Below are 19,287 nucleotides of genomic sequence, written 5' to 3'. Positions count from 1 at the left end.
GTGGCCCTGGCGCCCCCTCCGGGCCAGGCCCACAGCCGTGGGTCTTGAGGCTCAGCCGACGAGCGAGCTGAGGATGTCACCGCCGAAGAGCGAGAAGGCGGTGAGGCCGGCGGAGAGCAGGAGCACCGCGGCCGTGCCGGCGACCGCGAACACCGAGATCCCGCGACCGCCCAGCCGTTGGCCGCGCAGGCCGACCGACACGCCTGCTCTGGCGGCGAGGCCTCCCGCCTCGTCATCGCGGTACAGCTCGGTGCGCACCGCGAAGCGCCGATGGAACTCCTCGGCCAAGGTGAGCACCGCCGTCATGGTCTCGGCATGGTCGAACCGTGTGCCGGACGGCAGGTACACGTAGAGACGGTCGGACACGAGCTCGATCTCGGCGCCGGAGCCGAGGTCCAGCACGCGGGCCATCAGATCCGGCGTGAAGATGTAGAGAGCGTCCTGCTGATAGCCCTCCGGCACGATGAGGCGGAACGTCTTCGCGAACTCGCCTTCCAGATCCATGCGCGCGGCGCCACGCCCGAGGCCGAGCGTGGGGACGATGCTGCGCTTCCGGTTGGCGAGCACGATGTGCGGGACGGATGCCGGCAGCGGCAGTTCGATGAAGGCGAAGGGGCGCTGGATCGTGGCGCGCTCCTGTCCGTGGGCGACAGAGTGATGCATGCCCAGCTCGAACGGCATCCGGTCGTCGTCGCAGGCGATGACCGCACGTTCGCGTCCGTGCGCGACCCGCGTGAACGCGGCCCCGGGACGGCGGGTGCGCTCGAGGGTGTCGGCGTACGCCCATCCGTTCGCCCAGGCGAAGGCGGCGACCTTCACCCGGCGACTCAGGCCGACCGCCCACCAGACGAAGCCGACGGCGGCGAGCACGGTGTACCCGATCACGAACACCCCGAGGATCGGGGCGACCGTGAGGATGTCGCTGCGGCCGAGGAACCAGAGCCCGGTGAGCATCGCGGCGGCGAACAGCAGCACGACCACCAGGATCACCAGGAACCGGCGATGCGGCGGGATCCCGCAGATGCGCTCGTAGGTGCGGATGTCGCGCAGGCCCGCGCTCCGTCGCAGCGGTTCCAGGTCTACGGTCACAGGCTCCATGACAGCGTCGCCCACGGGCCGTTGCGCTTCTCGGACGCTGCGGCCTGGAAATCGGACCAGCCGTCGCCGAACTTCTCGAACGACTTCTCATCGACGTTGCCGTCCGTCCAGTGCATGACACGTCCCACGATGTAGCTCAGGCCGAAGTCGGCCCATGATTCGAACGCCGGGCGCCCTTCGACGTTGATGCGGTGGATGATCGCGCGCGCCTCAGCCACGTCGCCGTGTCCGAGCGCGACACCCCAGGTCGTCATGGCCACGGCCTGACCCAGGCCGTAGCCGTCGAGGGTCTTCACGAAGAGCCCGGGGGTGACGATGTCCTTGCCCACGCGCTTGCGCACCTCGGTCTCGGCGTACTCGATCGAGGTGACGAAAGCGCGTGCATCGCGCTTGTCGCCGCCTTCCTGCACGATGGCGGCGAGCCATTCCTTGGCCTTCGGCGTGCGACCGAGGCGCTGGGCGAGTTCGGTGCGCACGGCGAGGTACAGCATCCATACCTCGCGACGGCGGCGGACGGTGCTCAGGCGCTCGATGTTGGCGAGCCATTCGTCTCGTGTGTGCACGCCCCACTGGTCGACGAGGACCTTCTTCTCGCGGTCGTCGAGGAGCGAAGCGGTCGGATCGTTCCAGGCGCCTGAGGGCAGGTTCACGATCTGCAGAAAGCCGAGCGCGATCTCATCGGCCTCGACCCCGGTGGTGGGGTGCTCGGGCGAGGCCTTGACCTTGGCGGCCGGGAGGATCCAGATCACGAGGAAGAACAGCACGACGACCCCGACGATCGTCCACGCCCACCACTGGCTCACGAGCCATTCGAAGATCGAGGTGACGCTGTTGAAGTCGACGCTCGCGAAAGAGTGCATGGGTGCTCCTGGGAAGGGTGAATCCGTGTCGGTTCATAGATTGAACGAACATTCAGTGAGTAATCTATACGGCAGGGGGGCGACTTCGAAAGACGGACCGGCGGGACTCAGGAGGTGGATGCCACGTGGCGCGCTCCGACGAGCAGAACCGGTTGGCCCGCGAGCGTGCCAGGGAGAACATCCTGCAGGCGGCGATCGAGACGTTCAGCGAACGGGGCGTCGCAGGGGCGAGCATCGCCGAGATCACGAAGCGTGCCGGCGTCGCCCAGGGGCTCGTGAACTATCACTTCGGTGGCAAGGAGCAACTCGTCGCCGCCGTGATCGATCGCTGGTTCGAGACCGTGCTCGGCTTCGCCCGCGTCGAGGGCACGCCCGACGAGATGCTCGCCGCGGTGATCGACGGTGCTCTCACGGCCACCGCCTATGCGATACCGCTGCAGCGCGCGGTGCTCGCGATGCAGCAGCAGCCGGCCACGCATCGACTCTTCGCGGAGTCGGAGGCCCGGCACGAGGCGGGCGCCACCGCGGCGGAGGACGCGGTCCGTGACCTCTTCCGCGCGCGGGGGGCCGAGGACCCGGCGCTCGAAGAGGTGATGCTGCGCAGCACGATCGAGGGTGTCTTCGTGAAATCCGCCGTCTTCGGCGATACGTATCCGCTCGAGGAGGCCCGCCGCTGGATGTTCCGACGGTACGGACTCCCCGAGCCCACGGCGTCCATCGCGCCACCGGCTCCCCTGCGTGACGGTGAGCCGCGGCCGCGGGCCACGGCGGCTCTGCGAGGGCGCGAGCAACTGCCGGGTGACTCCGCCTGAACGACGGACGAACGCGGGGCCCGGTCGCGAACGACCGGGCCCCGCTGATTCCGACGTGCTGACCGGTGTCAGTTCCCGTAGAGGGAGACGACTCCGGCGGTGTCGACGCTCGTCATCGACAGGTCGTCGGACGATCCGTTGCACTGCGGGTAGTGCATGATCGACGAGGAGTCGTACGGCGTCAGAGGACGCCAGTTGTTGTCCTCGAAGCAGGTGCCGGCCTCCGGGCGGGTGTGCTCGTGGCGGAAGCCGAGCACGTGGCCCAGTTCATGGCCGAGCACGTTCGTCGGGGTCCAGGACGAGCCGGGGGTCCAGATCGAGTCATCGATGAGGACGTTCTGCAGACGCGGTGCGGTGCTCGGGAAGAAGGCCCTGGCGATGTACTGCGTCGTCTGCACCGGCTCCACCGAGAACAGGACGGCGTTGTTGCGCGTCGTGCAGTTGGCATCGGCGCTGCTGTCGTAGATGAAGTCGATCTTCGAGGATGCGGCTTCCCAGAGGGCAGCACCGCTTTCCATCGCGTTCACGACGTCGGCGTGACGTGCACCGAAGGCGGTGCTGACGCAATAGGTGAGGTTGGCCACCTGCGCGTCGGACCACTTGTCGTCGATGCTGTTGACGGTGTTGACGATGAGACCGTTGGTCACGGGGTCGGCGCCGAGGAGCTGCTCGTAGAACGAACGCAGTTCGCCCTGGTTGGAGATCACCTCGTCTCCGTTGACGACGTAGGCACCGTCGACGTCTCGGTAAGTCGACGCCTCGAACTCCTGGAAGGTGGGGATGTCATCGGCGTCGGGTGCGGAATTCGCGGCAGCGGGGATGACCGTGCCGAGGCAGAGCGCAGCAGCCGCGGTAGCGGCGAACGCCAGTTTTCTCGTGAGTCGCAAAGTAGTAGTCCTTTTCGATCTGAACGATTCCGCGCGCCCCCTCGGCACGCGGCCCCCGGCGGAAAGGTGAGCAACTCTGCGCAGCCGATCCTGTCGAAGTGCGCTCACGGTAAGCATGGCTCTCACGCGATGGCAAGGCATCTCCCGGCACGTTCACAGATTTATGCACTCAGGTCAAAAATACCGAACGTCGTTCTGGTCGAAGGTGGTGTGCGTCCCGGCGAGACGTCGGGGGTCAGGCGTGGCCCATGCGGGCGAAAGCCCCCAGGACACTGCGCTCCGATGCGGTGAGGTAGCGCTCGAGTTCTTCCGCAGCGGCTTCGGGTCCCTGTTCCAGCAGAGCCGTGAGCACCGCGCGGTTTCGACGGACGTACGGCTCGTGCAGCGACCTCGGCTCGTCGATCTCGAGGAAGACGAGACGCAGCTCGGCGGCGACATCGCGGTAGGTGCGGGCGAGCCGTGCGCTGTCGGCGAGGGCGACGATCGCGTCGTGGAAGGCCATGTTCGCGCTGCCGATACGTCGCCAATCCTCGTGCGGCAGCTGCTCCTCGGCCTCGGCCAGGGCTTCGCGCATGAGCTGCACGGCGGGGTGCTCGGGCTCGGACTGGCGCAGTGCGGTGCATTCGATCACGCGGCGGGCCCGATAGATGTCGATCACGTCGGCGATGGTCGGTGACGCCACCGAGACCCCGCGGTGGGGGATGTGCTCGACGAGGCCCTGCTCGGCGAGCACACGGAAGGCTTCGCGAAGCGTGTTGCGCGAGACGTCGAACTGCTCGGCGAGGGCTGATTCCGAGAGTCGTGACCCCGGCGCGAAGTCGCCGTCGATGATGCGCTGACGGAGGACGTCGGCGAGCGGGCCCTGCTGGTTCATGCCTTCATCGTAGGCGGCGGAGCCGCGGCATCGTCTGCGGTCGCAGGAGGGAAATCACACGAAAGCAACCGTTCTGTAGCACGGCCGTAACACGATTGTTGAACAATCAATGCCTATCCGTTCTACACTGGGGGTCACCCGACACCCACCAACGACGATGGGAACCCCCCGCATGTCAGAGCAGACCACCGCCTCCCTCTCCCCGGAGGACGAAGCCCGCCTCTCGTCCGCCAAGAAGCGCGCGGGCCGCAGTGCCGTCATCGGCGCGATCTTCCTCATGGCCACCAGCGCCATCGGCCCCGGCTTCATCACGCAGACCGCCACGTTCACAGCGACGATGGGGGCCGCCTTCGCGTTCGCGATCCTCATCTCGATCCTCGTCGACATCGCGGTGCAGCTGAACGTCTGGCGCATGATCACCTCGTCCGGCAAGCGCGCCGGCGAACTCGCGAACAGCGCCATCCCCTTCTCCGGACACCTGATCGCCGTGCTCGTCGTGATCGGCGGGCTGGCCTTCAACATCGGGAACATCGCCGGTGGCGGACTGGGACTCAACGCCCTGCTCGGCATCGACCCCAAGCTCGGCGGCATGGTCACCGCGGCCCTCGCGATCATCATCTTCCTGGTGAAGAAGGCGGGCCCCGTGATGGACATCGTGCTGGTCGTGCTGGGAATCGCCATGATCGTCATGACCGTGGTCGTGGCCGTGATCGCCCAGCCGCCGATCGGCGAGGCGCTGCGCCAGACCTTCGTGCCCGACGAGCTGAACTTCGCCACCATCACCACCATCGTCGGCGGCACCGTCGGCGGATACATCACGTACTCCGGCGCCCACCGCTACCTCGACTCGGGACACACCGGACCGGAGCACGCCGGCCCCGTCATGCGTGCGGCGACCAACGGCATCCTCGTCACCGGCGTGATGCGCTACGTCCTGTTCCTCGCGATCCTCGGCGTCGTGGCCTCCGGCGTCACGCTCGACCTCTCCGGGCAGGGCGCGAACCCCGCGGGTCAGGCGTTCGGCGCGGTGCTCGGCGACGCCGGCCTCCGCATCTTCGGTGCGATCTTCTGGGCCGCGGCGATCAGCTCGGTCATCGGTGCGGCCTACACCTCCGCCACCTTCCTCTCCACCTTCACCACGAAGCTCAAGGGCGGGTGGCCGCTGCAGCTCGCGACCGTCGCGTTCATCGTGGTGTCGCTGGCGGTGTACCTCTCGATCGGTACCGCTCCTGCGGCGATCCTCGTGTTCGTCGGCGGCTTCAACGGCCTGATCCTGCCGATCGGACTCACGGTGTTCATGTACATCGGCTGGTTCCGTCGCGACCTGCTCGGCTCGAAGAAGTACCCGATGTGGCTGCTCGTCGCCGGTACGCTCGTGACGCTGCTCACCTGGTACATGGGTATCGTCTCGGTCGGCCCCATCTTCGCCTTCCTCGGAATCGGAGCGTGATCGCATGACATCGATCGACCTGAACTCGGACCTCGGCGAGAACGTCGCCGACCGGATCGTCAGCGACGACGCGAGCATGCTCCGCCTCGTCACGAGCGCGAACGTGTCGTGCGGTTTCCATGCCGGCAGCCCCGAGGGGATCCGCGAGACGCTCGCGGCTGCCGTGGCGGACGGCGTGGTGATCGGCGCGCACCCCGGTTACCGCGACTACGAGAACTTCGGACGCACGAAGGTCGACATCGACTCGGCCACGCTGCAGGCGCACGTCGAGTACCAGCTCGGTGCGCTCATCGGGCTCGCCTCCGCGGTCGGCGGCCGGGTCTCGTACGTCAAGCCGCACGGCGCTCTCTACAACACGATCGCCCGCGACGAGCGGCAGTCGAAGGACGTCGTGGCCGCGATCCGCGCGATCGACCCTGGTCTGGTGCTGCTCGGGCTCTCCGGAGGCGTCGTGCTCGACGTGGCCGAGCGGGCAGGGCTCGCCGTCGCCGCCGAGGCGTTCGCGGACCGCGCGTATCAGCCCGACGGGCAGCTCGTCTCGCGCACCGAGGAGGGCGCGGTGCTGCACGACCCGGCAGCGGTCGCCGAGCGCATGGTGCGCCTCGCCGCCGACGGCGTGATCCGTGCGATCGACGGCACCGATGTGCCCGTGGTCGCGCAGTCGATCTGCGTGCACGGCGACAGTCCCGGCTCGGTGGCCATGGCCGCGGAGACCAAGCGGATGCTGCAGGAGGCGGGAATCACGATCGCCCCGTTCGCGGGCGCCTGACATGACCGTTCTCGCCACCGCCGACCAACTCGCCGACGCACGCGCTGCTCGCGCCGCGATCCGGGCCGGTCACGCCGAGCCGACCAGCGGAGTCGCGGTCGGGCTGACCCAGGCGAACCTCATCGCGGTGCCGGCCGACTGGGCCTTCGAGACGCTGCTCTTCGCGCAGCGGAACCCGAAGCCGTGCCCGGTGCTCGAGGTGATCGAGCAGGGCGCGGTGGAGTCACGGCTCGCGCCCGGCAGCGACATCCGCACTGACATCGGCCGGTACCGCATCTGGCGCGACGGGGAACTGGTCGAGGAGGTCGCCGACGCGACCGCGGCCTGGGCGGAGCATCCCGACCTCGTGGCTTTCCTCATCGGATGCAGCTTCACCTTCGAATCCGGACTCGTACAGGCAGGGATCCCGATCCGCCATCAGGAGCTCGGCCGGAACGTGCCCATGTACCGCACCTCCGTGTCGTGCGCGCCCGCCGGACGACTGCGCGGAGAGATGGTCGTCTCGATGCGTCCGATCCCCGCGGCTCGCGTCGCGGATGCCGTGCAGATCTCCGGCCGCACTCCCGCGGTGCACGGTGCTCCGGTGCACATCGGCGACCCGGCATCGCTCGGCATCCACGACCTGGCGCATCCCGACTTCGGGGATGCTCCCGAGGTGCGCGACGGCGAAGTGCCCGTCTTCTGGGCCTGCGGTGTCACCCCGCAGGCCGCGATCATGGCCTCGAGGCCGCCGTTCGCGATCACGCACGCGCCCGGGTACATGTTCATCACCGATGTTCCGGATGCGGAGTACCTCGTCTGATGCGCATCCTCACGGCATCCGATCACGCTCTCCTCGTCGAGGCATCCGACCTCGACGAGGCGATGCGCCTGAACCTCGCGTGGGAGGGCGTGCCCGGCATCGTCGAGCGCATCCCCGGCGCCCGCACCGTGCTCGTGCGCTTCGATCCGGTCCGGGTCTCGGCCGCCGATCTCTCAGCGGTGCTGGCCGCGACCGAGATCGACACCGCGCATCCGCCGGGCACCGGCGAGGTCACCGTACCGGTGCGATACGACGGCGAAGACCTCGACGAGGCGGCATCGCTGTTGGGCGTCTCGGCGGAGGAACTCGTCAACAGGCACCTCGCCGCGGACTGGCGGGTGGCGTTCTCCGGTTTCGCCCCCGGCTTCGGATACGTCGTGAGCAGCGATCCCCTGTTCGACGTGCCGCGCCGATCGTCGCCGCGCACACGCGTGCCCGCCGGCTCGGTCGCGCTCGCCGGGCAGTTCACCGGCGTCTACCCGCGCGAGAGCCCGGGGGGATGGCAGCTCATCGGACGCACGGATGCCGTGATGTGGGACATCGAGCGGAACCCGCCCGCGCTGCTGTCGCCCGGGACGGCGGTGCGGTTCGCGCAGGTGCGGGAGGCCGCTCGGCTGGAGGGCGGTCACCCGGGCCGAAACGGAGACGACCCGACGCACGCACCGCGCGTCGCGGCGCAACACTCCGCGACGGATGCGGATGGTCTGGGTTTCGGCGCGGGAGCTGCCGTCGAGGTGGTCCGCCCGTCGCTGCAGCTGCTCGTGCAGGACGCCGGGCGCCCGAGCTATGCGGCACTCGGCGTCTCGGCATCCGGGGCTGCGGACCGCCGGGCCATGCACGACGCGAACCGTGCCGTGGGCAATGCACGCGACGCCGCGGTGCTCGAGAGCGTCGGCGGAGCCGTCCTGCGATTCCGGGGAGCCGGCGTCGCCGCGGTCGCCGGCGCGATCGGCGCGCTCCGCCTGACCGAGGTCGGCGGCACCGTTCGTTCCGTGGCGCACGGTGAGCCCTTCGCCACCGTCGACGGCGACGAACTGACCCTCGGTCACCCCGAGCGCGGGCTGCGCTACGTCGTCGCCGTGCGAGGAGGCCTGGATGCGGTGCCCGCGCTGGGCAGCCGTGCGGCGGACACCCTCGCCGGGCTCGGCCCGGAAGCGCTCGTGGCGGGTGCCGTCGTCCCGGTGGGCGGCGCGGCGCCGCATCCCGTCGAGCCCGATGCGCTGCCGCGCGAGCTCCCTGCCGCGGGAGAGCTCGTCGACCTCGAGATCACGCTCGGCCCTCGGGACGACTGGTTCACGGGGCACGCGCTCGCGACCCTCACCGGACAGGAGTGGACCGTCACGCCGCGTTCGGATCGCGTCGGCATCAGGCTCCAGGGGGAGGTGCCCCTGGAGCGCGCGGTCGGTGGCGAACTGCCGAGCGAGGGTGCTGTCACGGGGGCCGTCCAGGTGCCGCCCGATGGGCAGCCCGTCCTGTTCCTGCCGGATCATCCGCTCACCGGGGGATACCCCATCATCGGCGCCCTCACGGACCGCAGCCTCGACCTCGCCGGTCAACTGGCTCCGGGAGTGCGTCTTCGTTTCACCGTCAAGGAGTCCTCATGACCACCGTGTCGACCGCGCCGACCACGCAGAGGGTCCTGATCGCCAACCGCGGGGAGATCGCGGTGCGCGTCGTCCGCGCCTGCGCCGAGGCCGGATACACCTCGGTCGCGGTCTATGCGGATCAGGATGCCGACGCCCTGCACGTGCGCCTGGCCGATGAGGCCGTGGGCCTGGGGGGAGCAACGGGGGCCGACACGTATCTTTCCGTCGAGGCGCTGCTCGCCGCCGCGCGCCGGGCGGACGCGACCGCCGTGCACCCCGGATACGGCTTCCTCTCGGAGAGCGCCGCATTCGCACGGGCCGTCGAGGAGGCGGGGCTGGTCTGGATCGGGCCGTCGCCCGAGAGCATCGACGCACTCGGCGACAAGATGACCGCTCGCCGTATCGCGCAGCGGGTCGGAGCGCCGCTCGCCGCCGGTACCGACCAGCCGCTGGCCGGGTCTGAGGAGGCGGTGGCGTTCGCCGAGGAGCACGGACTCCCCATCGCGATCAAGGCGGCGTTCGGCGGTGGCGGCCGCGGGCTCAAGGTGGTGCGCGAGCTGTCCGAGGTCGCGGCGGCTTTCGACGCGGCCACTCGCGAGGCGATCGCGGCATTCGGTCGCGGAGAGTGCTTCGTGGAGCGCTTCCTCGAGAGCCCGCGGCACATCGAGGTGCAGGTGCTCGGCGACGGGCGCGGCGGTGTCGTGGTGGTCGGCGACCGCGACTGCTCGATGCAGCGTCGGAACCAGAAGCTCATCGAGGAGGCGCCGGCTCCGGGACTCTCCGTCGAACAGCGGACGCGTTTCCACGACGCGGCACGGTCGATCTGCGGCGAGGTGGAGTACCGCGGGGCCGGCACCGTGGAGTTCCTGCTCGCGGCCGACGGCACCATCTCGTTCCTCGAGGTGAACACAAGGCTCCAGGTGGAGCATCCGGTCACCGAGGAGGTCACCGGAACCGACCTGGTGCGCGAGCAGTTCCGCATCGCGTTCGGGGAAGGTCCGTCCTTCGTCGAGACGCCGGCACCCATCGGGCACGCGTTCGAGTTCCGCATCAATGCCGAGGACCCCGGGCGGGGCTTCCTGCCGAGCCCCGGTCGTGTCGAGAGACTGCGGATCCCCGGCGGACCCGGCGTGCGCTGGGACAGTGGCATCGAAGAGGGCGACGTCGTGCAGCCGGCCTTCGACTCGATGATCGCCAAGCTGATCGTGCACGCCGAGTCCCGCGATGCGGCCATCGTGCGGGCGCGGCGGGCTCTGCGTGAGCTGACCGTCGAGGGGCCGGCGACGGTGATCCCGTTCGACGTGATGGCGCTCGACGAGGAGGCGTTCGGCACGGCGACCTTCGCGGTGCACACGCAGTGGATCGAGAGCTCCCTGCTGCCGAAGCTGGAGACGCAGTCGCGGCCGGCGGCCGTGTCGGACTCCGCACTGCAGCGCTTCCCTGTCGAGATCGACGGCCGACGCGTGATGCTGGGTCTCCCGGCCGGGCTGCTGTCGGGCCTCGGTCGTCCGGCTGCCCCCGCGCCCGCAGCGCCCACGTCCGACCCGACCGAACTGCGTGCACCGGTGCCGGGCACTCTGGTGCGCTGGCTCGTCGACGACGGCACCGAGGTCGCGGAGGGAGAGCCGGTCGCGGTCCTCGACGCCATGAAGATGGAGACCACGGTGACCGCCCACAGATCCGGATCGCTGTCTCAGCGGGTCGAGCTGTCCGCGATGGTCGCCGCCGATGGGGTGCTCGCGGTCATCGACTGAGCGTTCTGGTGCACCACCCGAAACGCAGAGATCCCGGATGCCTCACGAGAGGCATCCGGGATCTCCGTCTGTGCGCGGCGCGGCCTACTCGGGGTCGCCGCCGAGCGGACCGACCGCCTCGAGCGGCTTCGGGTCGTCGGCACCGGTCTTGCGCAGGCGCGCGATCAGGTTGCCGAGGTGGTAGATGAGGATCGCAGCCACCGTGGCGATGACGATGCCGCCGAGTTCGAAGCCGGAAGCCTCGTCCTTGATCATGAAGCCGCCGACCGCCATGATCAGCGCGACGGCCGCCGTGTACTGGTTGACCGGGCGCGAGAAGTCGACGCGGTTGTCGACCCAGATCTTGATGCCGATGACCCCGATCAGACCGTAGAGCGCCGTCGTCACGCCGCCGAGCACACCGGCGGGCACCGAGTTGATGACTTCGCCGAACTTCGGGGAGAGGCTGAGCAGGATCGCGGCCGTGCCCGCCACCCAGTAGGCGGCGGTGGAGTAGACGCGGGTGGACGCCATCACGCCGATGTTCTCGCCGTAGGTCGTCGTGCCGGAACCGCCGAAGAAGCCGGCGAGGGTCGTCGAGACGCCGTCCGCGATCAGCGCCTTGCCTGTCTGCTGGTTCACCGTCGCGTCTCCGGTCATGGTCGCGACGCCGCGGACGTGGCCGACGTTCTCGGCGATCAGAACGAGAACGACCGGGAGGAACATCGCAAGCGCCGTGAGCGTGCCGGGCTCGGTGAAGTTCGGGAAGGTGAAGGTCGGAAGGCCGACCCAGTCCGCCTTCTCGACTGCTGCGAAGTCGAGCTCACCGCGGAACGCCGCGAAGATGTACCCCGCGATGACGCCGAGGAAGATCGAGATGCGGCCGAGGAAGCCGCGGAAGACGACGGCGAAGAGAATTGTGATGGCGAGGGTGAAGGTCGCGGTCACCGGCGCTGCGGCGTAGTTGTTGTGCGCTGCGCCCGCGAGGTTGAAACCGATGAGGGCGACGATCGTTCCGGCGAGTACCGGCGGCAGGAAGCGGTCCACCCACTTCACCCCGACCGTGTGCACCACGACGCCGATGATCGCCAGCAGCACGCCGACGGCGACGATCCCGGCCAGGGCGGTGCCCATGTTCGCGGACGCGGTCGCTGCGGTCACCGGCGCGATGAACGCGAACGACGAACCGAGGTAGCTGGGCAGCTTGTTGCGGGTGACCAGCAGGAACAGGATCGTGCCCACACCGCTGAAGAGCAACGTGGTGGCGACCGGGAACCCGGTGATGATCGGCACCAGGAACGTCGCGCCGAACATCGCCACGACGTGCTGGAGACCGATCGCGATCGTCGCGGGCCAGTTCAGGCGCTCGTCGGGACGGACGACGGCACCGGGCTCGACCGTGCGGCCGTTTCCGTGCAGCTTCCACAGGGCCATGCGGGCTCCTCAAGGTTCGGGGGATGGCAGGAGTGCTGGAGCAACACTACCGATTCCTGAGTTTTTCCTGAGCGCTGGCGCCGACCTGCGCTCAGGTGCAGGAGCGGATGAAGGATGCATGAGGGGCGCGCAGCCGATGGTCATGCATCTGTCCGGTCGTCATGCATCCGTCCGCGGACCGGTCCGTGGACCTGCGTGACGAGTGGCCTCGACGGTCGCGAGTCAGGCGCCGAGGCGCTCGATCAGCTCGCGGTAGCGGTCGGCGGTGCGCGCGACCACGTCGTCCGGAAGCAGCGGCGGCTCGCCCTGCTGGTCCCAGTTCGCGGCCAGCCAGTCGCGCACGATCTGCTTGTCGAAGCTGGCCATGCGCGCGCTCGGCGTCGTGCCGGTGCGCCAGGCCTCGGCGTCCCAGTACCGGGAGGAGTCGCTCGTGAGCACCTCGTCGGCCAGGCGCAGGGTGCCGTCGGCATCCGTCCCGAACTCGAACTTGGTGTCGGCGAGGATCAGGCCCTTCTCCTCAGCGATGGCGGCCGCAGCCGTGTAGATCGCCAGGGAGGTGTCGCGTAGTTCGGCCGCCCGCTCGGCGCCGACGAGCTCGACGGCGCGCTCGAACGTGATGTTCTCGTCGTGCTCGCCCATCGGCGCCTTGTACGCCGGGGTGAACAGCGGCTCGGGCAGCCGATCGCCGTTCTGCAGGCCGGCCGGGAGCGGAATGCCGCACACGGTGCCGCTCTCCTGGTACTCGACCCAGCCGGAACCGGTGATGTAGCCGCGCACGACGCACTCGATCGGCAGCATCTCGAGCGACTGCGCGAGCATGGCGCGATCGGCGACGGCCTCGGGCAGCTCGCCCGCGGCGATGTGGTTGGGGAAGTCGGAGAGCTGGGCGAACCACCAGCGGCTCAGCTGTGTCAGCAGGGCGCCCTTGTCGGTGATGCCGGGGGAGAGCACGAAGTCGAAGGCGCTCACGCGGTCGGAGGCCACGACGAGGATGCGGGTGTCCGCCGGGTCTTCCGAGGCATACAGGTCGCGGACCTTGCCCGAGTAGATGTGCCGCCAGCCGGGAATGCTCTGTGCCGTGCCTTCTGAAGGTGTGCTCACCCGCCTATTATCCCGGTTCCGTGCGACCGCGATCGCCTGCGTCCGTGGGTCGCGCCGACGGGTGTCGGAGCCGGTGTCTAGCGTGGAGGCGTGGCTGACGACATCTTCACCGACCGGCTCCGTCTGTCGCGGGCGGTGGCCGCCGACCTCGATGCGATCTTCGCGATCCAGAACGATCCGCGGGTGTGGACGCACTTCCCGAGCCTTCGACACACCGACCCTGCCGCGACTCTCGACATGATGAGGCGTTGGGACCGCAGCTGGGAGCAGGCGGGACTCGGATCATGGGTGGCACGTCTGCGCGACACGGGCGAGATCATCGGGAACGGCGGCTGCACGCTGCTTCGCGGCGAGGTGTGGAACGTCGGCTACCGCATCGCGGCCGACCAGCACGGGCACGGCTATGCGACCGAGCTGGCGCGCGCCGGCATCGAGCAGGCGCGGCTCGTCGACCCCGATCGACCGGTCATCGCCTATCTCGTGGAGCACAACCGGGCGTCGGCGCACGTCGCGGAGAAGCTGGGCCTCCAGCGCGTGCATCGCGCGCCGGATGTCGGCAACCCCGATCCCGCGGTGATGCGGCTCGTCTACGCGGACCGACCCCTCACCGCGACGCAGCTCGCGGCCGCTCTGGGCTGATCAGCTGAGGGACCGCGGATGTCGGTCTTGTCGGTGTCCGTTGGGGGGCGTATAGTCCACATGGACTATTCGAGGTGGGGACATGAAGAAGGATGCCGTCGACCGACTCACCCCCATGGGGGTGATGGTGCTCGCGCTGCTGCGCGAGGGCGACATGCACCCCTACGAGATGGTGCGGCTCATGCGGGCCCGCCACGATGATCGCCTGATCACGATCACCAACGGGACGCTCTACCACACGGTGTCCCGGCTGCATCGTGCCGGGCTGATCGATGAGCTCGGCATCGACCGCGAGGGCAATCGTCCGGAGCGCACGACCTACTCCCTGACGGATGCCGGACGTGACGCGGTCGTCACGTGGGTGCGGCGCGAGCTGCCCCGCATCGACCGACCCGCCGACTTCCGCATCGCGCTCGCCGAGGCCCACAACCTCGAGAGGCCGGAGGTGATCGACCTCCTGCAGGAGCGGCGGGTGGCGCTCGTCGGCGATCACGCGCGGCACCGCGACGGCCTGCGGACGGCCAGGGAGAAGAGCGTGCCCGAGCAGGTGCTCGTCGAGATCGAGCGTCAGGAGGCACTGCTGGACGCCGAGCTGCGCTGGCTCGACACCCTCCTGGACCGCCTCCAGACCGAAGTCCTGCCGTGGGGTCCCACGGCATTCCAGAACTCAGACCGCTACCGCGCTCAGCGAAAGGCCGCACAGCAATGACAGATACCCCTCGCGACGGAGACCGCCCCCCGGTGTCCGCGCCCTCGACCTCCGGTCCGTCGACCGGCACCTATTCCGTGGGGCACAAGCCCACGAGCCCCTGGCCCGCCCTCTGGGCGCTGGTCATCGGCTTCTTCATGATCCTCGTCGACACCACGATCGTGTCGGTCGCGAACCCGGCCATCAAGGCGGCGCTCGACCCGAACACGAACAATCTCGACAACGTCGTGTGGGTCACGAGCGCCTACCTGCTCGCCTATGCGGTGCCGCTGCTGATCACCGGACGTCTCGGTGACCGCTTCGGCCCGAAGAACATCTACCTGATCGGCCTCGCGGTCTTCACCCTCGCGTCGCTGTGGTGCGGACTGTCGACCACACTCGAGGGCCTGATCGTCGCCCGCGCGGTGCAGGGTCTCGGAGCGGCGTTCATGACGCCGCAGACCATGGCCGTGATCACCCGCACCTTCCCGCCCGAGCGCCGCGGCGCCGCGATGGGTCTCTGGGGGGCGACCGCTGGCGTCGCGACTCTCGTCGGCCCCCTCGTGGGCGGTCTGCTCGTCGACGGCTTCGGCTGGGAGTGGATCTTCTTCGTGAACATCCCGGTCGGCATCGTCGCCTTCGTGCTCGCCTGGCGTCTGGTGCCCAAGCTCGCGACGCATCCGCACCGGTTCGACATCGTGGGTGTGGTGCTGAGCGCCGTGGCGCTGTTCCTCATCGTGTTCGGACTCCAGGAGGGCGAGAAGTACGACTGGGGTGTGATCTGGGGGCCGATCTCGGTATGGAGCCTGATCATCGTCGGCCTCGTGGTGCTCGGGCTGTTCATCTTCCAGCAGGCCAAGACCCGCAGCGAGCCGCTGGTGCCGCTCGACCTGTTCCGCGACCGCAACTTCTCGGGCGCGAACGTGGCGATCGCCGCCGTCGGCTTCACGGTGACGAGCATGTCGCTGCCGATGATGTTCTTCCTGCAGACCGCACGCGGACTCACGCCCACCGAAGCGGCACTGCTCCTGATCCCGATGGCGGTGCTCTCGGGGGTGCTCGCCCCGGCCGCGGGCAAGCTCCTCGACCGGGTCGATCCGCGCATCATCCTCATCCCCGGCCTGCTCTGCGTCGCCGGAGCGCTGGTCTGGTACTCGGCACTGATCAACATGGACACCCCGATCTGGATGTTCCTGCTTCCCTCTGCGCTGATGGGCATCGGCAACGCCGGCATGTGGGGTCCGCTCGCCACCACGGCGACGCGCAAGCTGCCGCCGCGTCAGGCGGGGGCGGGCGCCGGCATCTACAACACGACCAGGACCATCGGGTCGGTGATCGGCTCGGCATCCATCGCCGCGTTCATGCAGTCGCGTCTCGAGGCGAACCTCCCGGGCCTCGCCGACGCCCCGGCGGGCATCTCGACCGGCGGATCGCTGCCGCCCCAGGTGGCCGAAGGGTTTGCGGCGGGGATGTCGCAGTCGATCCTGCTGCCGGCGTGCGTCATGGCGGTCGCCCTGATCGCCTCGCTGTTCCTCGGTCGTTACGACAAAACGGAGGCGGCGGCACCCGCGGCCGTGCGGGCCGAGTAGTCGAACCCGGGAAGGGGTCGTGTCCGTCGGTTTGCGGACACGGCCCCTTTCTGGTGTCATCGGGCGATGACGATCGCACTCTCTCGACCGACCACCGACCTCTTCGAATCCTGGGCCGCCGCAGTGGGCGAGTTCGAGGGCGGACACGTCGACGGGGGCGGTCTCGAGAAGGGTTTCGTGCCCGACCGGACCGCTTTCGAGGAGTTCGTCGAGCGCGCAGAGCTGTACGCCACACCCGGTGCGGTTCTCCCGGAGGGCCACGTGCCCTGCGATTACTACTGGATCACCGAGGGGGACCAGGTGGTCGGCTTCCTCTCCTTCCGCCGCGAGCTCAACGACTACCTGCGTCGCTTCGGTGGCCACATCGGCTATTCGGTGATCCCTTCCCGTCGCCGCGAAGGGATCGTGCGCGAGGCGATGCGGCAGATTCTCCGCCAGGCGAAGGTGGAGGGGTACGAACGCGTGATGCTCACCTGCGATGACGACAACATCGGGTCCATCCGCACCATCGAGGGGGCCGGTGGCGAGCTCGAAGAGGTGATCGATGCGCCGGAGGCAGGGCGGCCCCGCGTGCGGCGGTACTGGATCGATATTTCGGGGACCCGACTCGCCGCGAGCTAGGGTAGATCCTCGGCGGTCGTCCGGTCGCTGCTGTCGACCCGAGGAGCACACGTCGTGATCCGAAATCCATCCGCCGCGGCGGGCCGCCTGCGCCGATCGATGCGCACCGCCGGTGCGGCCGCGCTCGTCGCCTTCGTCGCCGTCGGAGCGCTCCTCGCCGGAGCCGCCCCCGCCACCGCCGCGAGCGACGGCGACAAGTACGTCATCGGCACCGACACGACCTTCGCGCCGTTCGAGTTCACCGACAAGGACGGCAACCTCGTCGGCATCGACATGGACCTGCTCCGCGCGATCGCGAAGGATCAGGGCTTCGAGGTCGAGATCCGCCAGCTCGGATTCGACGCCGCGGTGCAGGCGCTGCAGTCGAACCAGGTCGATGCGGTCATGGCCGGCATGTCGATCACCGAGGAGCGACAGAAGACCTTCGACTTCAGTGAGCCCTACTTCACCAGCGGCATCCAGCTGGGCGTTCTCGAGTCGAGCGACATCCAGTCGCTCGACGACCTCGACGGCAAGGCCGTGGCCGTGAAGACCGGCACGCAGGGGCAGACCTTCGCCGACGAGAACAAGGACGAGTACGGCTTCAAGGTCACCCCGTACCAGGACACGACCGACATGGTCGACGCTGTGAAGGCCGGCCAGGCGGTCGGCTACTTCGAGGACTTCCCGGTGCTGGCCTACGGCATCCAGCAGGGTTCCGGCTTCCGCCTGATCGGTGAGCCCGAGCTCGGCGGCGAGTACGGCTTCGCGGTGAACAAGGGGCAGAACCCCGAACTGATCGAGATGTTCAACGCCGGACTCGCGAACCTCAAGTCTTCGGGCGAGTACGACAAGATCGTCGACACGTACCTGGCGGGCGGCGAGGAATCGTCGCAGCCGACCGACATCATCTCGGTCGCGGTGCAGTACTGGCCCGCGCTCATGGAAGGCCTGTGGCTCACGATCCTCGCGACGATCGTCGCCATCGTGGCCGCCTTCATCCTCGGGCTCATCTTCGGCTTCGGCCGGGTCTCGAAGTTCGCACCGTTCCGCTGGATCGCGACGGCCTACGTCTACGTGTTCCGCGGGACGCCGATCCTCATCCAGGCGTTCTTCGTGTTCTTCGCGATCCCGCAGCTGTTCCCTGGCCTCACGTTCAACCCGTTCGTCGCCGGAGCGATCACGCTCTCGCTCAACACGGGCGCGTACATGACCGAGATCATCCGCGGAGGCATCCAGGCGGTCGATCCCGGACAGAACGAGGCCTCGCGCTCGCTGGGTCTCGGCCACTGGAAGACCATGCAGAAGGTCGTGCTCCCGCAGGCGTTCCGCATCATGATCCCGTCGTTCGTCAACCAGGGCATCATCACGCTGAAGGACACCTCGCTGATCAGTGTGATCGGCCTGGCGGAACTGACGTTCGTCTCTCGCCAGATCATCGCCTCGACGTACCTGTCGGCACAGGTGCTGACGATCGTTGCCATCATCTACTTCGTCGTGATCACGCTGCTGACGCTGCTCGCGAACCGCCTGGAGAGGACGTTCAACGCATGAGCAAGATCGTGGTGCAGGACCTGCACAAGTCGTTCGGAGACAACGAGGTGCTCAAGGGCATCAACCTCTCGGTGGAAGACGGCGAGGTCGTCGCGGTCATCGGTCCGTCGGGGTCGGGCAAGTCCACGCTGCTGCGCTGCCTCAACAAGCTCGAGGAGCCCTCGTCGGGACACGTCATCATCGACGGCGTCGACCTGACCGACAAGAGCGTGAAGCTCGACGAGGTGCGCCAGCGCATCGGCATGGTGTTCCAGCACTTCAACCTGTTCCCGCACATGACGGTGCTCGAGAACATCACCCTCGCGCCGGTGGAGTGCGGGAAGATGACGAAGGCCGAGGCCCGTGAGCGGGCGCTGTCGCTCCTGGAGCGGGTCGGTCTCTCGGAGAAGGCCGATGCGAAGCCCGCATCCCTGTCCGGTGGTCAGAAGCAGCGCGTCGCGATCGCGCGTGCGCTCGCGATGGACCCCGAGATCATGCTGTTCGATGAGGCCACGAGCGCGCTCGATCCCGAGATGGTCGGTGAGGTGCTGCAGGTCATCCGCGACCTGGCGTCCGGCGGCATGACCATGGTGCTGGTGACGCACGAGATGGGCTTCGCGCGCGAGGTCTCCGGCCGCACGGTCTTCATGGACGGCGGTGTCGTGGTCGAGGAGGCCCCGCCCGCCGAGCTCTTCGGCTCGCCCAAGAACGAACGCCTGAAGGACTTCCTCTCCAAGGTGCTCTGAGCGCGGCGCACATCCGCGTCGCGCACATCCGCGTCGACTTCCCGTGTACTCGCCGAGTGCACGGGAAGTTTGCGTTGAGAAGCCGT

General features: G+C 68.6%; 18 protein-coding genes. 12 read left to right on the top strand and 6 right to left on the bottom strand.

Features of this window, described 5'->3' with window-relative positions; all coding sequences use genetic code 11:
• Positions 1-51 precede the first annotated feature (51 nt).
• Together L687_RS28590 and L687_RS28585 are read right to left on the bottom strand one after the other, a co-directional pair.
• Complete coding sequence (locus L687_RS28590) at positions 52-1,089, bottom strand: hypothetical protein (protein ID WP_021199232.1); 1,038 nt, start codon at positions 1,087-1,089, stop codon at positions 52-54.
• A complete protein-coding gene (locus tag L687_RS28585) occupies positions 1,086-1,958 on the bottom strand; it encodes a DUF1266 domain-containing protein (RefSeq protein ID WP_021199231.1) in 873 nt (290 codons plus the stop codon). The genes L687_RS28590 and L687_RS28585 overlap by 4 nt, the downstream gene beginning before the upstream one ends.
• Positions 1,959-2,083: 125 nt before the next feature.
• Between L687_RS28585 and L687_RS41540 the strand changes: the two genes are divergently transcribed.
• The gene (locus tag L687_RS41540; protein ID WP_021199230.1) at positions 2,084-2,770 is read left to right on the top strand and encodes a TetR/AcrR family transcriptional regulator; all 687 of its coding nucleotides are present in this window, start codon (positions 2,084-2,086) and stop codon (positions 2,768-2,770) included.
• A gap of 68 nt (positions 2,771-2,838) precedes the next feature.
• On the opposite strand, the gene L687_RS28575 is transcribed toward L687_RS41540, so the two are convergent.
• Positions 2,839-3,657, bottom strand: a complete 819-nt coding sequence (locus L687_RS28575; RefSeq protein ID WP_021199229.1) for a matrixin family metalloprotease — start codon at positions 3,655-3,657, stop codon at positions 2,839-2,841.
• A 235-nt stretch (positions 3,658-3,892) separates the two neighbouring features.
• A complete protein-coding gene (locus tag L687_RS28570) occupies positions 3,893-4,531 on the bottom strand; it encodes a GntR family transcriptional regulator (RefSeq protein WP_021199228.1) in 639 nt (212 codons plus the stop codon).
• Positions 4,532-4,703: 172 nt separating this feature from the next.
• Here L687_RS28570 and L687_RS28565 point away from each other — a divergent pair, with 172 nt between their 5' ends.
• From L687_RS28565 to L687_RS28545, 5 genes are read left to right on the top strand one after another with little or no spacing between them, the layout of a single operon-like run.
• Positions 4,704-5,981, top strand: coding sequence for an NRAMP family divalent metal transporter (locus L687_RS28565; RefSeq protein ID WP_021199227.1), 1,278 nt, complete (start codon positions 4,704-4,706; stop codon positions 5,979-5,981).
• A gap of 4 nt (positions 5,982-5,985) precedes the next feature.
• A complete protein-coding gene (locus tag L687_RS28560) occupies positions 5,986-6,750 on the top strand; it encodes a LamB/YcsF family protein (RefSeq protein WP_021199226.1) in 765 nt (254 codons plus the stop codon).
• A 1-nt stretch (position 6,751) separates the two neighbouring features.
• Entirely contained in the window at positions 6,752-7,552 is an 801-nt protein-coding gene (locus L687_RS28555) for a putative hydro-lyase (RefSeq protein WP_021199225.1), read from the top strand.
• Positions 7,552-9,156 (top strand): 5-oxoprolinase subunit B/C family protein, encoded by a 1,605-nt coding sequence (locus L687_RS28550; RefSeq protein WP_021199224.1) that lies wholly within the window; start codon positions 7,552-7,554, stop codon positions 9,154-9,156. The genes L687_RS28555 and L687_RS28550 overlap by 1 nt, the downstream gene beginning before the upstream one ends.
• A complete protein-coding gene (locus L687_RS28545) occupies positions 9,153-10,892 on the top strand; it encodes an acetyl/propionyl/methylcrotonyl-CoA carboxylase subunit alpha (protein ID WP_021199223.1) in 1,740 nt (579 codons plus the stop codon). Before L687_RS28550 ends, L687_RS28545 begins: the two co-directional genes overlap by 4 nt.
• A gap of 84 nt (positions 10,893-10,976) precedes the next feature.
• On the opposite strand, the gene L687_RS28540 is transcribed toward L687_RS28545, so the two are convergent.
• Positions 10,977-12,305: a uracil-xanthine permease family protein gene (locus L687_RS28540; RefSeq protein ID WP_021199222.1), complete on the bottom strand. Its 1,329-nt coding sequence runs from the start codon at positions 12,303-12,305 to the stop codon at positions 10,977-10,979.
• Between the two features lie 222 nt (positions 12,306-12,527).
• Entirely contained in the window at positions 12,528-13,406 is an 879-nt protein-coding gene (locus L687_RS28535) for a phosphoribosylaminoimidazolesuccinocarboxamide synthase (protein ID WP_021199221.1), read from the bottom strand.
• 90 nt (positions 13,407-13,496) lie between these two features.
• Between L687_RS28535 and L687_RS28530 the strand changes: the two genes are divergently transcribed.
• The 6 genes from L687_RS28530 to L687_RS28505 all read left to right on the top strand — a co-directional run bounded on the left by L687_RS28530 (position 13,497) and on the right by L687_RS28505 (position 19,201).
• Positions 13,497-14,045 carry a GNAT family N-acetyltransferase gene (locus L687_RS28530; RefSeq protein WP_021199220.1) on the top strand — a complete coding sequence of 183 codons (549 nt, stop codon included), beginning with the start codon at positions 13,497-13,499 and terminating at the stop codon, positions 14,043-14,045.
• 82 nt (positions 14,046-14,127) lie between these two features.
• The gene (locus L687_RS28525) at positions 14,128-14,754 is read left to right on the top strand and encodes a PadR family transcriptional regulator (RefSeq protein ID WP_021199219.1); all 627 of its coding nucleotides are present in this window, start codon (positions 14,128-14,130) and stop codon (positions 14,752-14,754) included.
• Positions 14,751-16,322, top strand: coding sequence for an MFS transporter (locus L687_RS28520; protein ID WP_046398902.1), 1,572 nt, complete (start codon positions 14,751-14,753; stop codon positions 16,320-16,322). The genes L687_RS28525 and L687_RS28520 overlap by 4 nt, the downstream gene beginning before the upstream one ends.
• 66 nt (positions 16,323-16,388) lie before the next feature.
• Entirely contained in the window at positions 16,389-16,943 is a 555-nt protein-coding gene (locus L687_RS28515) for a GNAT family N-acetyltransferase (protein ID WP_021199217.1), read from the top strand.
• A gap of 54 nt (positions 16,944-16,997) precedes the next feature.
• Positions 16,998-18,476 (top strand): amino acid ABC transporter substrate-binding protein/permease, encoded by a 1,479-nt coding sequence (locus L687_RS28510; RefSeq protein ID WP_021199216.1) that lies wholly within the window; start codon positions 16,998-17,000, stop codon positions 18,474-18,476.
• Positions 18,473-19,201, top strand: a complete 729-nt coding sequence (locus L687_RS28505; RefSeq protein WP_021199215.1) for an amino acid ABC transporter ATP-binding protein — start codon at positions 18,473-18,475, stop codon at positions 19,199-19,201. The genes L687_RS28510 and L687_RS28505 overlap by 4 nt, the downstream gene beginning before the upstream one ends.
• The last annotated feature ends 86 nt before the right edge of the window (positions 19,202-19,287 follow it).

Source organism: Microbacterium maritypicum MF109, from assembly GCF_000455825.1.
Taxonomy (GTDB): Bacteria; Actinomycetota; Actinomycetes; order Actinomycetales; family Microbacteriaceae; genus Microbacterium; species Microbacterium maritypicum_A.
The sequence above is the reverse complement of the archived record's forward strand: the minus strand, read 5'-3'. Positions and strand labels throughout refer to the sequence as shown.